The 16,320-nt window shown below is 61.3% G+C and carries 11 protein-coding genes; 8 read left to right on the top strand and 3 right to left on the bottom strand.

The features are described 5' to 3' along the window. Positions 1 to 21: 21 nt before the first annotated feature. Both prfA and rho read right to left on the bottom strand, forming a co-directional pair. Complete coding sequence (prfA, locus tag HMPREF2978_RS02700) at positions 22 to 1,098, bottom strand: peptide chain release factor 1 (RefSeq protein ID WP_010187085.1); 1,077 nt, start codon at positions 1,096 to 1,098, stop codon at positions 22 to 24. Next, a complete protein-coding gene (rho, locus tag HMPREF2978_RS02695; RefSeq protein WP_070528766.1) occupies positions 1,098 to 3,038 on the bottom strand; it encodes a transcription termination factor Rho in 1,941 nt (646 codons plus the stop codon). Before rho ends, prfA begins: the two co-directional genes overlap by 1 nt. Before the next feature lie 467 nt (positions 3,039 to 3,505). On the opposite strand from rho, the gene HMPREF2978_RS02690 reads away from it, so the two are divergent. From HMPREF2978_RS02690 to HMPREF2978_RS02670, 5 genes are read left to right on the top strand one after another with little or no spacing between them, the layout of a single operon-like run. Continuing rightward, on the top strand, positions 3,506 to 5,257 hold the full coding sequence (locus HMPREF2978_RS02690) for a long-chain fatty-acid--CoA ligase (RefSeq protein WP_070743951.1): 1,752 nt from the start codon (positions 3,506 to 3,508) through the stop codon (positions 5,255 to 5,257). A gap of 50 nt (positions 5,258 to 5,307) precedes the next feature. Beyond that, positions 5,308 to 6,441 (top strand): GTP 3',8-cyclase MoaA, encoded by a 1,134-nt coding sequence (gene moaA / locus HMPREF2978_RS02685; RefSeq protein WP_070528773.1) that lies wholly within the window; start codon positions 5,308 to 5,310, stop codon positions 6,439 to 6,441. Between the two features lie 42 nt (positions 6,442 to 6,483). Next, complete coding sequence (locus HMPREF2978_RS02680) at positions 6,484 to 7,809, top strand: molybdopterin molybdotransferase MoeA (RefSeq protein ID WP_246818717.1); 1,326 nt, start codon at positions 6,484 to 6,486, stop codon at positions 7,807 to 7,809. Positions 7,810 to 7,824: 15 nt separating this feature from the next. Then, positions 7,825 to 8,304: a cyclic pyranopterin monophosphate synthase MoaC gene (gene moaC / locus HMPREF2978_RS02675; RefSeq protein ID WP_070528782.1), complete on the top strand. Its 480-nt coding sequence runs from the start codon at positions 7,825 to 7,827 to the stop codon at positions 8,302 to 8,304. Next, the gene (locus HMPREF2978_RS02670) at positions 8,298 to 8,894 is read left to right on the top strand and encodes a molybdenum cofactor guanylyltransferase (protein ID WP_070528786.1); all 597 of its coding nucleotides are present in this window, start codon (positions 8,298 to 8,300) and stop codon (positions 8,892 to 8,894) included. The genes moaC and HMPREF2978_RS02670 overlap by 7 nt, the downstream gene beginning before the upstream one ends. Here HMPREF2978_RS02670 and HMPREF2978_RS02665 read toward each other — a convergent pair. Further along, complete coding sequence (locus HMPREF2978_RS02665; protein WP_070528789.1) at positions 8,878 to 9,375, bottom strand: molybdopterin-binding protein; 498 nt, start codon at positions 9,373 to 9,375, stop codon at positions 8,878 to 8,880. The genes HMPREF2978_RS02670 and HMPREF2978_RS02665 overlap by 17 nt on opposite strands. Positions 9,376 to 9,572: 197 nt before the next feature. On the opposite strand from HMPREF2978_RS02665, the gene HMPREF2978_RS02660 reads away from it, so the two are divergent. Genes HMPREF2978_RS02660 through narH form a run of 3 tightly spaced genes read left to right on the top strand, consistent with a single transcriptional unit; the run spans position 9,573 to position 16,303 of the window. After that, entirely contained in the window at positions 9,573 to 10,898 is a 1,326-nt protein-coding gene (locus tag HMPREF2978_RS02660; RefSeq protein ID WP_070528793.1) for a nitrate/nitrite transporter, read from the top strand. A 54-nt stretch (positions 10,899 to 10,952) separates the two neighbouring features. After that, the gene (locus HMPREF2978_RS02655; RefSeq protein WP_070743946.1) at positions 10,953 to 14,702 is read left to right on the top strand and encodes a nitrate reductase subunit alpha; all 3,750 of its coding nucleotides are present in this window, start codon (positions 10,953 to 10,955) and stop codon (positions 14,700 to 14,702) included. Continuing rightward, complete coding sequence (gene narH, locus HMPREF2978_RS02650; protein ID WP_070528803.1) at positions 14,702 to 16,303, top strand: nitrate reductase subunit beta; 1,602 nt, start codon at positions 14,702 to 14,704, stop codon at positions 16,301 to 16,303. Before HMPREF2978_RS02655 ends, narH begins: the two co-directional genes overlap by 1 nt. Positions 16,304 to 16,320: the final 17 nt, after the last annotated feature.

Raw genomic sequence — 16,320 nt, 5'->3', positions numbered from 1 at the left:
ATCTAACCGTGCCTTAGCCTTCTAGCCTTCAGCCTCAAGGCGCTCCGCGCGCTCCTGAGCCTGCAGAGCCTCAATGAGATCCTGCATATCGCCGTCGAGCACGGAGTCAAGGTTGTTGGCCTTGTAACCAATGCGGTGATCGGTGATGCGGTTCTCCGGCCAGTTATAGGTGCGGATGCGCTCCGAGCGGTCCATGGTGCGCACCTGAGAGGCACGCTGCTCGCCAGCCTCGGCCTCGCGGGCCTCGCGCTCCATCTGATCCAGGCGAGCTTGCAGCACCTGCAGGGCACGCGCCTTGTTCTGAATCTGCGAGCGCTCCTTCTGACAGGTCACCACCAAGCCAGTGGGCAGGTGGGTAATACGCACAGCGGAGTCAGTGGTGTTCACGCCCTGACCACCCTTACCGGAGGAACGGTAAACGTCGACACGGATGTCCTTGTCATCGATGTTGACAGAGTCGATCTCCTCCGGCTCCGGGTAGACCAGCACACCAGCCGCAGAGGTCTGGATGCGGCCCTGGGACTCGGTCACCGGCACGCGCTGTACACGGTGGACGCCTCCTTCAAACTTGAACACGCTCCACGCGCCATCGCGCGAGGGGGTCTTGGACTTGAAGGAAATGGACATATCCTTCACGCCGCCGAGGTCGGACTCGTTGAGGCCCAGAACCTCCCACTGGAAACCTGCCTTGTCGGCGAAGCGCTCATACATGCGGGCCAGGTCGCCGGCGAAGAGCGCTGCCTCTTCGCCACCGGCACCGGCCTTGATCTCCATGATGATGTCCTCGGAGTCATGCTCATCGCGCGGGGCTAGCAGATCCGCGAGTTGCTCCTCCAGCTGCACAACGAGCGGCTCGAGTCGGTCAACCTCAGACTGAAACTCGTGATCCTCGTAGGCCATCTCTTTGGCATCGGCCAAGTCCTGGCGGGCCTGAACCAATTCTTCGTTGACGGCGACGATGGGGCGCAGCTCAGCGTAGCGCTTGGACAGCTTGCGGAATTGCGACTGATCCCCGGCTACTTCCGGGTCAGCCATCTGCATTTCGATGCCTTGGTACTCGGAGATGATGTCATCAACGAGGGAAACCTGATTAGACATTACTTGTAGTCCTCCTCGTCCGTATCTGCCGCCATGGGCGCGGACGAAGCGACCTGCATGAGGAACTCGCCGTTGGAGCGGGTCTTCTTAAGCTGCTTGATGAGCAGGTCAATGGCAGCGAAGGAGTCCAGGCCGGAAAGGATGCGGCGCAGCTTGGTCATGATGCGTGCCTCCTCCGGAACCAGCAGGAGCTCGTCCTTACGGGTACCGGAGGGGTTGACGTCCACAGCCGGGAAGATGCGGCGCTCGGAGATGGCGCGGTCGAGCTTGAGCTCGGCGTTGCCGGTGCCCTTGAACTCCTCGAAGATGACGGTGTCACCGGTGGAACCGGTCTCCACCATCGCGGTAGCGATGATGGTCAGTGAGCCACCGTTTTCGATGTTGCGGGCAGCGCCCAAGAAGCGCTTCGGCGGGTACAGGGCGTTGGAGTCCACACCACCGGACAGGATGCGGCCCGACGCCGGGGAGGAGTTGTTGTAGGCGCGGCCCAGGCGGGTGATGGAGTCGAGCAGAACGACGACGTCCTTGCCCTGCTCCACCAGACGCTTGGCACGCTCGATAGCCAGCTCCGCCACGGAGGTGTGCTCTGACGGCGGGCGGTCAAAGGTGGAGGCAATGACCTCACCGTTGACGCTGCGCTGCATGTCCGTGACCTCTTCGGGGCGCTCGTCCACGAGGACCACCATGAGGTAGCACTCCGGGTTGTTCGTGGCGATGGCGTTGGCAATGTTCTGCAGGATCGTCGTCTTACCGGCCTTCGGCGGGGAGACGATGAGCGCGCGCTGGCCCTTACCAATCGGCATGATGAGGTCGATGACGCGGGTGGTGAGGATCTTCGGGTCCGTCTCCAAACGCAGGCGCTGGTTCGGGTACAGCGGGGTGAGCTTGGCGAAGTCCGGGCGCTCCTTCGCGGTGGACGGATCCAGGCCGTTGACGGTGTCAACCTCCACCAGCTGGTTGTACTTGCGGCGGTTGCGGCCGTTGCCGTGGGTGTGAGTCGGGCCGGAAACCTTGACCTTGCCGGTCAGGGCGTCGCCAGAGCGCAGGCCCAAGCGGCGCACGAGGTTGTTGTTGACGAAGACATCGGAGCTCGCCGCGCGGTAACCGGTGGTGCGCAGGAAGGCCACGTTGTTGTCCACGACCTCGAGGATGCCGCCAACTACCTGTACTTCATCGCCCTCGCGGATCTGCAGGTCATTGCCACCGTTGCCGCCGCCATCGCGGTCACGCCCGCGGCGGTTGCGACGGTTACGACGGTTACGGCGGCCACCGCCACCATTGTTGTCATCGTCGTTGCGGTGGTTATCGCGGCGGTTGTTGTTGCCGCCCCCGTTATTGCCACCGCCGTTGTTGCCATTGCCACCGTTACCGTGGTCACCGTTGTCGGAGTTCTTTCCGCCACGGGACTGGTTCTCCTCGGACTTGCCGTTGTTGTCCGACTTGGCATTGTTGTCCTCGGCGCCGTTGTCATTCCCGTTGCCCTTGGACTCTTCGCGGGCCTCGCGCTCCTGACGGCGCGCACGGTTACGGCGGGCGCGGCGGGCCTGGGAGCGAGACTCATAGCGCTGCTCGTCGTGGCCGCCCTTGTGCTCAGACTCTTGAGCACCGTCCTCGCCCTTGCGGGCATTCTCGGATTGCTGCTGCGGCTGCTCCTGCTGGCGCTTCTTATCCTGCTCCGACTGCTCGGAGGCTTGCTCAGCAGCACCGGCAGGGCGCGAGGCCTTGCGGGCGGCGCGACGCGGCTGTGCGTCCTTAGCTTCGCCCTCGGCAGCAGCCTTCGCGCCGCGTGCCGGAACCTGGCCGGTGGTCAGTGCGGTAATGAGGTCCCCCTTGCGCAGGCCAGAAACGCCGCGAAGTCCGCGCTCCGCAGCCAGCTTGCGCAATTCCGGCAGCTTCAGGGATGCGAGATCCTGTGCTGCGGTCTTGTCCGTATCGCTCACGGATATCCTTTCGTCGCTTCACCAACGCGCGCTGTTTCTTGTGCTGCACCTGCACTGTGCGCGGTGCCGCTCCGAATGGGCGTTGGAAGCCAGTGTGTAATTGAGATGGTCCACCGCCACCAGCGAGTTCACGCGACGGCGATCCCCGTGGGCGGTGGTTTTCTTTGGCTCTCCCCCCTCTCCGGCCCTGCGGTACAGAACATGAAGAACTCCTTGCAGAACTCCTGAAAAGTTCTCGAGGAAGCGGCCGCGGGTCAATCGCGGGGAGATATTTTAAGAAGGCGACTGCGAGCGTGTCTCTCCCCTCTCACCGTCGCGTGCACCGTTGGACTGCCATGAGTTTTCACCGCAGGTGTGTGCGCCGTGGAGGGAGCTCGGAGGTGCGGAGAAGGCCTTCCCCGCCAGTCGCCGACAACTATACCGCATCCTTCCACCGCGCTCACACTGACACGGCTAAAGTAGTGCGCATGCTCTCCACAATGCAGGATATCCCGCTGTCCCTCACTCGCATCCTGGAGTACGGTTCCACTGTCCACGGCCAAACCCAGGTGGTTACGTGGCACAGCGCCAATCCCGGCAATGAACGCGAAGAAACCACCTTCGCCGATATCGGCGCTCGCGCCGCTGCCTTCGCCCACGCCCTGCATGACACCCTCGGCATCACCGGTGATGAACGCGTGGGCTCCTTGATGTGGAATTGCGCCGAGCACCTCGAGGTGCTTTTCGGCACTGCCTGCAAGGGCGCGGTGTTTACCCCGCTCAACAAGCAGCTGATGAATGATCAGATCCGGCACATCATCAACCACGCCGAGGTCCGCGTCATCGTCGCGGATTGTCGCCTCGCCGAGCAACTAGCCCAGGTTCTGGAAGGCGTGGACTGTGTGCGTGCGGTGGTGTTCACGGGCGTCGACAAGCCCAGCACCGCTCTGCCGGGCAACGTCGAGATTTATAGCTATGAGCAACTGCTAGATGGGCGCTCCACCGTATATGACTGGCCGGTTCTGGATGAACACACCGCCGCCGCCCTGTGCTATTCCACCGGCACCACCGGTGCGCCAAAGGGCGTGCTCTACTCCCACCGCGCCCTGTACTTGGAAGGTATGCAGCTGCGTTCCTCCGATTCCCTGTGTGTGACCCACGGTGAGACCTTCCTGTGCTGCATCCCCATCTACCACGTCCTGAGCTGGGGAGTTCCCTTTGCGGCGTGGATGACGGGCACGCCGCTGGTGCTTCCCGACGCCGACGTCTCCCCCGCCACCCTGGCCAAGATCATCGCCGCCACCTCCCCACGCGTGGCGCATGGCGTGCCCACCATCTGGATCCAGCTCTTCGTGCACTACCTCAAGAACCCACCAGAGCGCATGACGCTGACGGAGATCTTCGCTGGCGGCTCCCCTGTGCCACCGCAGCTCATCAAGAGTTGGGAAGAGCGCTACGGCGTGGACGTGGTCCACGTGTGGGGTATGGCGGAAACCACCACGGTAGGTACCGTGGCGCGCCCGCCCTCAGGCGCCTCGGGTGAGGCCCGCTGGGCCTACCGCATTTCCCAAGGTCGCTTCCCTGCCGCCCTGGAATACCGCGTGGTCAACGACGGCCACGTGGTCAACACCACCGACCGCAATGCGGGCGAGATTCAGGTCCGCGGCAACTTGGTCACCGGCTCCTACTATCACTCACCCACCTCAGAGGATGGCGGTGCTGCCCACGAGTTCCGCGGCAAGGATGTCGAGGATGCGGCCTCGAAGTTCACAGCCGACGGCTGGCTGCGCACCGGCGACGTCGGATTCGTCAACGAGGATGGCTTCCTTACCGTGGAGGATCGCGCGCGCGATGTCATCCGGTCCGGTGGTGAGTGGATCTACTCCGTGCAGTTGGAGAACCTCATCATGGCCAACCCAGTGGTGCTCGAATGCGCTGTCATTGGCTACCCCGACAAGCAGTGGGTCGAGCGCCCGCTAGCCGTCACCGTGCTCGCCGCAGGCATCAGTCCCACCATTGAGACCGCTGAGCGTCTACGCAATGGCATGCGCTCTGAGCTGCCCTCCTGGATGCTGCCGGAGTATTGGACCTTCGTGAAATCCATCGACAAAACCTCGGTGGGCAAATTCGATAAGAAGGACCTGCGCGCCCACCTGGCGGAAGGCGAGTACAACATCATTCGCCTGAAGGGCCCGGGTGAGGCGCAGCGCTTAGACGCCGAAGAGGGCACACCGCAATAAAGGGGCTGAGCGACTATAGATCTGCTTTTACTCCGGCTAAAGTGTGGTTAATGTCTGATCGCGTCTTCCTGCCTACGCCCTCCCCACGCGGAATCCCCCGCGGCGGGGCCGACGCAACGCCTCCGGACCTGCCGCCTGCCCTAAGCGATGGTCGCCGCGACCTGCTCGACCGTTACGGACGCCAAGCACGCGACCTTCGCGTCTCGCTGACGGATCGCTGCAACCTGCGTTGCACGTATTGCATGCCCGCCGAGGGCCTCGAGTGGATGCCCACTGAACAGACACTCAGCGATGAAGAGACTATCCGCCTCATCAGAATTGCTGTGACCCAATTGGGCATCCGCCAGGTGCGTTTTACCGGCGGCGAACCTTTGCTGCGCAAGTCGCTAGAGAAGATAGTCGCCGCCACGACGCAGCTGCAGACGGACGAACAGCTGGCTCCCGCCACCGCCCTGACCACGAACGGCTTGGGACTGCCCCGCCGCCTAGACGGCCTCATTGAGGCGGGGCTTGACCGCGTCAACATCTCCCTAGACACCATTGATCCTGACCTCTATGCCCGACTCACCCGGCGCGACAGGCTCATCGATGTCTTTGCTGCCATCGAAGCCGCAACTGCCGCCCACCGCGAAGGCCGTCTAGGCACGGTCAAAGTCAATGCTGTGGTGATGCCCGGGGTAAATGAAGAGGACATCATCCCCTTGGCACGCTACTGCCTTGGCCACGGTGCACAGCTACGTTTTATTGAGCAGATGCCGTTGGGGCCGCGCGATCAATGGAATCGGGAACAGATGGTGACCGCTGATGATATCCTCGCCCGCCTCGCTGAGGCATTCACCTTGCAACCTGCGGGCGAGCAGCGGGGTTCCGCCCCAGCGGCGCTGTGGGAGGCAACCGGGCTCGATGCTGACACTCCCTCAGGGCGCATTGGTGTCATCGCTTCCGTGACGCGTCCTTTCTGCGGCAGTTGCGACCGCACCCGGCTGACCACCGACGGCGCTGTGCGCAACTGCCTCTTTGGCAACTCGGAAACCTCGCTGCGGGATCTCATGCGCGCCGGAGCCAGCGATTCCGAGTTGGCACACGCGTGGGCCAAGGAGATGTGGGCCAAGCTTCCAGGCCATGGTGTTAACGACGAAGGTTTTTTGCAGCCAGACCGCCCTATGTCTGCAATCGGCGGATAAGCGCTACAAGGTTCCTTTTAATCCCGCTGTTAGGCTATTGACGTGCTGAATTCTTCTCATTCACCTGTTCCTTTTGCTTCCCCACATAGTGCTTCCGGCCCGGGCAACGCCCGCACCCTAGAGGAGCACTTCACCGCGGTGCTCGATCTTGTTCTCAGCTCATCCCCACTGCGTAGTCACGAGCGTGACGTCGATGCCTCCATCGTGGGGCTGGTGTTGGCACAGGATGTTTATGCGAAGTTCCCTCTGCCACCGTTTAGCAATTCCGCAATGGATGGTTTTCTCCTCCACGCCTCTAGCCTCGAGGGCGGTCCGGGCCCGTGGACGCTTCCGGTGGTTGGTGATGTCCCCGCCGGCAGTACTCCGCTCGAGCCTTCCCCAGGCCAGGCTGTGCGCATCATGACTGGTGGCCCAGTGCCTGAAGAGCACTCGGCTCTCTGTGTGGTGCCGGTCGAATTGACTACCACTGCGCCGGGCCCGCAGCCCGTGCCTCAACAGGTCACTATCACCGAGGCGCCACATCGCCGTCACATCCGGTCCCGTGGCGAGCACATAGCCCAAGGGGAGGTCATTGCGCGCGCTGGCGAGCTTGTCGACGCCGGAACGCTCGCCGCCCTACTCTCCGCTGGGGTGTCACGCGTCAGTGTGTATCTGCGCCCGCGCGTTGGGATTATTTCTACCGGGGCCGAGCTCAGCGGGCAGACGCACGATGATCTCACTGCATCAGCAGAGTCCGGTACACGCATACCTGACTCCAATGGTCCCATGCTCAGCGCACTCGCGTGCCAGGCCGGCGCGGAGGTCATCGACACGCTTCACAGCAGCGACGACGCGGCTGAGCTTGCTTCGAAGCTGGACGCTCTCGCTGAACGCTGTGATCTCATTGTCACGACCGGCGGGGTCTCAGCAGGAGCCTTTGATGTCGTGCATGAAACCCTAGGCCAGAACCAGGGCGCCTGGTTCGGGCACGTGGCGCACAAGCCTGGTGCTCCCCAGGGGCAGGCCAAATGGAAGGACACACCGGTGCTGAGTTTGCCGGGCAATCCGGTAGCGGCGTTTATGTCTTTTCACCTTTATGTCAGTCAGGCGATCGCTGCATTGGCAGGGCATCCGCGCCCGGAGACACCCTGGCAGCGCCCACACGTGAACGCCACCATCGATGCGACGAAATTCCCGGCGGCTGCGCCGGCGAAAACCACGTTGATACCTGTGCACGTGGATTTCCGGGGCCCTGTACCCGTGGCCGCACCTTTTAGTCACCGCACAGTAGGCAGTCACCTCGTGGCCTCGTTGTCAGGCACGCACGGTTTCGCGGCAGTTCATGCTGGTGAAGAAGTACATAACAGCTTAACGATTTACCTGTTCTAGCAAGGAGAAATACCCATGAAGTTCACCCACCTCAACGAGTCCGGTTCGGCCTACATGGTCGATGTCACTGAGAAGCAGCCCACGGTGCGCTCTGCCACCGCACAGGGCGAAGTGGCTTGCTCCCCAGAGGTTCTTAGCGCGCTGCGCGATGGCACCGTCCCGAAGGGCGACGTCCTTGCGGTGGCGCGGGTAGCAGGCATTTCCGCGGCCAAGAAGGTTCCGGATCTCCTCCCCTTGGCCCACACCATCGGTGTGCATGGCTGTGAACTCAACATCTCCCTGGCCGAGGAGCACGTCTTTATCGAGGCCACCGTACGCACGGCCGACCGCACTGGTGTGGAAATGGAAGCCTTAACCGCGGTGAACGTGGCAGCACTATCCATCATTGACATGGTTAAGGGTGTCGATCGCTCCGCGTACATCCGCCGCTGTGGCATTACCGCCAAGTCCGGTGGGCGCTCGGGTGACTGGTCCCGCGAGTTGCCCGCATGTTAGCCAGAACTGCGCCCTATGCCACCATCATCGTCGCCGGTGGTCGTGGCAGCCGCATGGGCGGAGCGGACAAGGCCAGCCTGCGCGTCGGCGGGCAGCGCTTAGTCGACAGGCTGCACAGTTACCTGCCTTATGGCACGCCTAGCGTGGTGGTATCCCCACACTGGCTGGGCCTCCCGCAGGTCTGCGAATCACCGCTCTACGGCGGGCCCACCGCGGGCATCGCGGCTGGCTACCGCTTCCTCACAAGAGGCGACTCAGCTCAGCACTCTCAGCGCGAACTCGTTGCGGTTTTGGCCGTCGACGCGCCGGAGTCCCCAATAGCTATTCCGCACCTCATCGATGGACTCGGTGAGCATTCAGTTGCGGTTGCTGCCGCAGGAAACCAGATTCAACCACTATGCGCGGTGTGGCGTGTTGACGCTCTAGGCCGCGCATTGACGCGCCTGGGCCGTGTGCACAATCGCTCCGCACGCTCGCTTCTCCGCGCCGCGGACTCGGTAGCTGTCGTCCAGGTGGGTGAGGAGGTCCGCGACTACGATACCCCGCAGGAATTGCGGACTTATGAGCAAAGAATTAGTGGTTCGGTTTAGAGTCACCGCTACTGCAACTGCCGAAAATGTCCGGCACCAAAGGCAGCACCACACCAAGGGTGTCCTCCACCGCCCCACGGGAGGATGCACTATTGATGATGAGGTTTCCGCCGTGGTGGTCAAGGCCGATGATGCCCCGGCACAGTCCAGCCTTTGGCGAATTCTTCAGCCCCTCCATGAGCACTTGGGTCTCCACACCATGTAGGCGCACGCGCACGTAGCGCTCGCTAACCTCCGGAGTGACGTTTCCAACATGAGTGCCGGTTGCACCAATGATGATTACCACCTGTGCGCCTGACTCCAACGCGGCTCTTAATGCCTCATCGATTGCTTCAAAGTTTTCCGCCACCACCGTGGAGCTCACCACCGCGCAGCCGAATTCCTTGGCTAGCTCCTGTGCGCGAAAACCAGCGTTATTGGCTTTCTCCCCGCGGAGTACCCGGTCCGAGGCGACGATGATGGATGTCGTCCATGGCGTCATGTTTCTTCCTCCAGTGGTTAAGAATCGCAGAAGTTGAAATCCACACACAGCCGTCCCGTAGAAATCCGAGCGACAAAGAATTTCGCAACATTTTTGTGTCGTTATTTTCCACGAGATTCTTCTTGTTAAATGCCATATTAACGGAGATACTCGGGTACTTTGGCAGTTACAGGTTCACTTCGACCAAGAGAGGCATCATGTCAGCTCTCACCACCTCAGGAAAGGTCATCCAAGGCTGGGATCCAGAAGATCCCGCCCGCTGGGACTCTAAAATTGCCTGGCGCACTCTGTGGGTATCCACTTTCGTTCTGATCATCGGTTTTGCCACCTGGTACCTGGTGTCTGCCATCGCACCGATGCTCAACCAGATTGGTTTCGATCTCACCAAGCCACAGCTCTATTGGCTGACCTCCATCGCAGGCCTATCTTGCGGACTCTTCCGTCTACTATTCATGTTCCTGCCGGCAATGATCGGCACCCGAAAACTAGTCAGTCTCTCCTCGCTGCTCTTCATCATCCCCATGTTGGGCTGGTTCTTTGCAGTGCAGGACACCTCTACCCCGTACTGGTGGCTGCTCACCCTATCCTTCCTCTCCGGTATTGGCGGCGGCGTTTTCTCCGGATTCATGCCCTCCACTGGTTACTTCTTTCCCAAGCGCATGTCCGGCACCGCCCTGGGCATCCAGGCAGGAATCGGTAACTTCGGCATCTCCTTCATCCAGCTCGTGGCACCGTGGCTTATGGGATTCACCCTGCTGGGTATCGGCTTTGTCGCTCCGCAGCGCACCGACACCGGCGAGATCTTCGTCCACAACCCCGCCATCTTCCTCGTTCCCTGGGCACTCGTCGGCGCCGTCGTCGCGTGGATGGTTCTTAAGGACGTGCCGGTCAAAGCCAACTTCCGTCAGCAGATAGACATCTTCGGCAACAAGAATACCTGGATTCTCACCGTGGTTTATCTCATGACTTTCGGTGCTTTCTCCGGATTCGCCGCCCAGATGGCGCTCCTCATCAACCAGACTTTCGGCGCGGACTCCCAGTTCGCCGGTTCCTACGACAACCTCCCTAAGGGAGCAGCCTTTGCATTCCTCGGCCCACTCATTGGTGCGCTCGTACGCGCTCTCTGGGGCCCGCTGTGCGATAAGTTCGGCGGCGCGATCTGGACCTTCATTGGTTGTGCGGGAATGACCGTTTTCACGGCTGTCGCCGCACTCTTCCTGAATCCCTCCAGCCCGGATCAGTTCTGGTGGTTCTTGGGTTCAATGCTCATCATGTTCTTCTTCACCGGTCTGGGTAACGCCGGAACCTTTAAACAGATGCCTATGATCCTGCCGCCGCGCCAAGCTGGCGGTGTCATTGGCTGGACCGGCGCGATCGGCGCCTTCGGTCCTTTCGTCGTGGGCGTCCTGCTGTCCATGATGCCGGCCGCCGCGTTCTTCTGGGGTTGCGTGGTGTACTTCGCCATCACCACAGTCTTGGTGTGGGTCTACTACGCCCGCCCCAATGCCCCGTTCCCTGGCTAACCGCACCGGGGCTACAGACTCTCCCCGCGAAACTTATCTCAAGGAGACCACCACATGGCTTATTACGATGGGCCCAACAACGACAAACAAAACCCGCTGTTCAAGCTAGGCGCGCACCTCCGCAAGGGCGAAGCCAGCGACTCGGGCCAGCAACTCTTCCTCCGCGGTGGCCGTCAAGCTGATGTCTTCTACCGCAACCGCTGGGCCTTCGACAAGATGGTCCGCTCCACGCACGGTGTCAACTGCACCGGCTCGTGCTCGTGGAAGGTCTACGTCAAGGACGGAGTCATCACCTGGGAGTCCCAAGCTGTGGACTACCCCACCACCGGCGCTGACATGCCGGAGTACGAACCCCGCGGTTGCCCGCGCGGCGCTTCCTTCTCGTGGTACACCTATTCACCCACTCGCGTACGTTATCCCTACGCCCGCGGTGTCTTGGTGGACATGTTCCGTGAAGAAAAGGCTAAGCACGACGGGAATTCCGTCCTGGCGTGGAAGGCAATTCAGGAGGATCCTGAAAAGCGCCGCGCCTACGTCTCCCAGCGAGGAAAAGGCGGTCTCATCCGCATCTCCTACGAAGAAGCCATCGACATCGCGGCCGCCGCACACGTCTACACGCTGCGCAAGTACGGCCCGGACCGCATCTTCGGTTTCACCGTCATTCCCGCTATGTCCCAGGTCTCCTATGGTGCGGGAACTCGTTTCCTGCAAATGATCGGCGGCGTCGCGCTATCCTTCTACGATTGGTACGCTGACCTCCCGCCAGCATCACCGCAGACTTTTGGTGACCAGACCGATGTGCCAGAGTCCGGAGATTGGTACAACTCTTCCTATCTCATGATGTGGGGCTCGAATATCCCGGTCACCCGCACCCCGGATGCTCACTTCATGGTCGAGGCCCGTTATAAGGGCACCAAGGTGGTCGTGGTCTCTCCCGATTTTGCGGATAACACCAAATTCGCCGACGAGTGGGCACGCATTGAACCCGGCACAGATGCTGCCCTCGCTTTTGCCATGGGGCATGTCATCCTCAAGACCTTCCACGTCGAGCGCCAAGAGCCTTATTTCCTCAGCTACATGCGCAAGTACACCGACGCGCCCTTCCTCATCACCCTCGATGAGCGCGAGGATGGCACCTACACCCCGGGCAAGTTCCTCACCGCTGCTGAGCTGGACACTGACCCCCTGGCGCAGTCCGCCAATGCTGAGTCCCGCACACTCGTGATGGAGGCCAACGGCCGCATCGTGGACCCGGGCGGCACGATGGCCGACCGCTGGGATATGGACTCCGCCAAGTGGAACCTCTCGCAGGACAACGTTGACTCAGTGATGTCTATCGCCGAGACCGACGAGTTTAGCACCGCCGAGGTTCTCTTCCCCCGCTTCGATCTCGACGCCGACGTGGAGGGAGAAACCGCCGATGGCGGTCATGGCCCCATTGGCGCGGGCATCGTCCACCGCGGAGTCCCCGTGCGTGACGTGAATGGCACGAAGGTGACCACCGTCTTCGACATCATGCTGGCCCACTACGGCGTTGAGCGCCCCGAGCTGAATCTCCCCGGCAGTTGGCCGAAGGACTTCTTCGACTCCAGCGAGGTAGGAACCCCGGCATGGCAAGAAGAGCTTACCGGTGTGCCGGCAGAGACCGCCATCCGAATCGGACGTGAGTTTGCCCAAAACGCTGCGGACTCCAAGGGTCGCTCCCAAATCATCATGGGAGCCGGTGTCAACCACTACTTCCACGCTGACACCATCTACCGCACGTTCCTGGCCCTGACCTCCATGTGCGGCACGCAGGGCGTCAACGGCGGCGGCTGGGCTCATTACGTGGGCCAGGAAAAACTGCGCCCCATCAACGGCTGGACCCAGTGGGCTATGGCGACAGACTGGCAGCGCCCGCCGCGTCACATGATCTCCACTGGTTTCTACTACTTCGCCACCGAGCAGTACCGGTATGACAATTCCCGTGCCTCGCATCTGGGCTCCCCCTTGGCCACCCGCGGCAGTATCGGCGACAAGATGGTGTCGGACACCATGGCTGAATCCATGCGCCGTGGTTGGATGCCGGCCTATCCGCAGTTCAATAAGAACAACCTCATCATCGCGGAAGAGGCTAAACAGGCAGGCAAGGATATCTCTGACTATGTCGTGGAGAAGCTTGGTACTGGCGAGTTGGAGTTCTCTTACGACAACCCCTCCGCTGAGGAAAACTGGCCGCGCATCCTGCTCAACTGGCGCACCAACCTTCTGGGGTCCTCCGCTAAGGGAACGGAGTTCTTCCTGCGTCACCTGCTGGGCGTGGACTCTGATGCCAACGCCGAGGAGCTCAGCGAAGAGGATCGTCCCAAGACCATCAAGTGGGTCGACGAAGCTCCTGAAGGCAAGCTCGACCTGATGATGACGACGGATTTCCGCAACACCTCGACCACGCTGGTCTCTGACATCATCATGCCGGCGGCTACCTGGTACGAGAAGCACGACATGTCTTCCACGGACATGCACCCCTACTTGCACTCCTTCAATGCCGCCATCAACCCGCCGTGGGAGGCGCGCACTGATTTCGAGGTCTTCAGGGACTTGGCGGCCTCGCTGTCAGATAAGGCGGTCAAGTGGCTGGGTACTCAGACCGATATCATCACGCAGCCTTCCCACCACGACTCCCCCGATGAGATGGGAATGCCGCGCGGTGTGGTGCCGGACGTCGACAAGCAGCACCTTATTCCGGGCAAGACCATGCCCAAGCTGCACGTTGTCGAGCGCGATTACACCAAGATCTACGAGAAGTGGACGCACCTTGGTCCCCTGCCGGCGAAGGCCGGAACCGGCGTGCATGGCACCAAGTTCGATGTGTCCAAGCAGGTCAAGGAATTGGAGCTTATCTGCGGCACCTCAGAGACCTCGCAGGGCCAACTGGTTGACCTCACCAAGGACACCAAGGTCATCGACGCCATCCTTCACCTTTCTGGTGTCTCCAACGGCGAGCTGGCCAAGCAGGGATTTGAGTTCCTCTCTTCACGCACGGGCAAGGACCTCACCCCGCTGGGCGCCTCGGACGAGGATGTGCGCATTACTTGGGACTCCATTAAGGAACGCCCGACTGAAGTCATCACGTCGCCGGAGTGGACCGCGGACAAGCGCGGGAAGCGCCGCTACACGGCGTTCAGCATCAACGTGGAGTTTGATAAACCCTGGCACACCGTGACGGGGCGCATGCAGTACTACGTGGACCACGACTGGTTCCTCGACTACGGCGAAGCCCTGCCGATTTTCCGCCCACCTCTCGACCACGTGCGCATGCACGGCGAGTTCGCCCCGGGCCAAACTCTGCAGAACGAGCGCGGTGAAGTCGAAGTCACGCTGCGGTACTTGACCACACACAACAAGTGGTCCATCCACTCGCAGTACTTTGACAACCTTCACGTGCTCTCCATTTCACGTGGTGGCCAGGTGGTGTGGATGTCCGATAAGGACGCCGCCAAGATTGGCGTGAGCGATAACGAGTGGGTGGAGGTCTATAACCGCAACGGTGTGGTCTCCGCGCGTGCGATTGTCTCTCACCGCATCCCGGAAGGCACCATGATCTGCAACCACGCCCAGGAGCGCACCGTTGGCACCCCGCTCAACGAGCACACTGGGCGCCGCGGCGGTACGCACAACTCGCTGACCCGTATTTCCATTAAGCCGGTGCACATTGCTGGTGGCTACGGCCAGCTGACCTACCACTTCAACTACATCGGCCCCACCGGCAATAACCGCGACGAAGTCACCCGCGTACGCCGTCGTTCACAGGAGGTTACGTACTAATGAAAGTCATGGCACAAATCTCCATGATCATGAACCTGGACAAGTGCATCGGCTGTCACACTTGTTCAGTGACCTGTAAGCAGGCCTGGACCAACCGCGAAGGCACTGAGTACATCTGGTTCAACAACGTAGAGACCCGCCCCGGCGTGGGCTACCCGCGCACCTGGGAGGACCAGGAGAAGTGGAAGGGCGGCTGGGAGCGCACATCCAGCGGCGGGCTCAAACCCAAGGCAGGCGGCCGCCTCAAGAAGCTTGCCACCCTCTTCCACAACCCCAACCTGCCCACCATCAAGGACTACTACGAACCCTGGTCCTACCAATATGAGGACCTCATGGGAGCCAAACCTGGGCAGAAGACCCAGCCCACCGCCAAGCCGGTCTCCCAAATCGATGGCCGCGAGATCAACAAGATTGAATGGTCCTCCAACTGGGACGATAACCTGGGCGGTTCGACGGAAACGCTGGACCAAGACCCCACGTTGCATGCGATGAACCTGCAGGTAAAGAAGGAGATCGAAGACTCCTTCATGTTCTACCTGCCGCGCATTTGCGAGCACTGCCTCAACCCCACCTGCGTCTCCTCATGCCCTTCAGGTGCCATGTATAAGCGCACTGAGGACGGCATCGTGCTCGTGGATCAGGATCGCTGCCGAGGCTGGCGCATGTGCGTCTCCGGCTGCCCTTATAAGAAGGTGTACTTCAACCACAAGACCGGCAAAGCGGAGAAATGTACGCTGTGCTACCCGCGCCTTGAGGTGGGCCAGCCCACCGTGTGCTCCGAGACTTGCGTCGGTCGCCTGCGCTACCTGGGCGTCATCCTTTATGACGCCGACCGCGTAGCAGAGGCTGCTGCCGTTGAGGACGAGAAGGACCTCTTCGAGGCACAGAAGTCCGTGATGCTCGACCCCCACGACCCTGAGGTGGTGCGCGCCGCGCAGGCCGAAGGTATCCCGCATTCTTGGATCGATGCCGCGCAGAACTCACCAATCTACGACCTCATCTTCACCTACGGTGTGGCCCTGCCTCTGCACCCAGAGTTCCGCACCCTCCCCATGGTCTGGTACATCCCGCCGCTGTCTCCCATCGTGGACCAAGTCAGCGCCACCGGCAATGACGGTGAAGACCACAAGATTCTCTTCAGTGCGTTGTCGAATATGCGCATCCCGCTGGAGTACCTCGCGGGCCTCTTCACTGCGGGCGATACTGTGCCGGTGGAAAAGTCCCTGCGCCGTCTCGTGGCCATGCGCTCCTATATGCGTGATATCAACCTCGGTAACGAACCGCAGGAGGAGATCGCTCAGGCCGTGGGCATGACAGGTAAGGACATGGAGGCTATGTATCGCCTGCTGTCCATCGCCAAGTATGACGATCGCTATGTGATCCCCACCGCCTCCCCGGAAACCCCGCGTGGCATTTCCGCTCTCGATCCTTTCGGCGGCGTCGATCCAGCGCGCCAGAGTGATGAGATCTTCCATGACCTGGGCATGGGAGCACCCGAGGCCTGCTCCACTGGAGCATCGGGGGAAGGCCAGCCGGTCTCCTTGTTGTCCTGGACAGGGGATCGCCCCGATTCCATGTTCCCGCCCAAGCGCGAGGATTAACGGCCAGCGTCCACACC

Origin of the sequence: Corynebacterium sp. HMSC074C01 (genome assembly GCF_001814605.1) — a bacterium.
GTDB lineage: Bacteria > Actinomycetota > Actinomycetes > Mycobacteriales > Mycobacteriaceae > Corynebacterium.
This window is presented reverse-complemented; position numbering and strand designations above follow the sequence as displayed.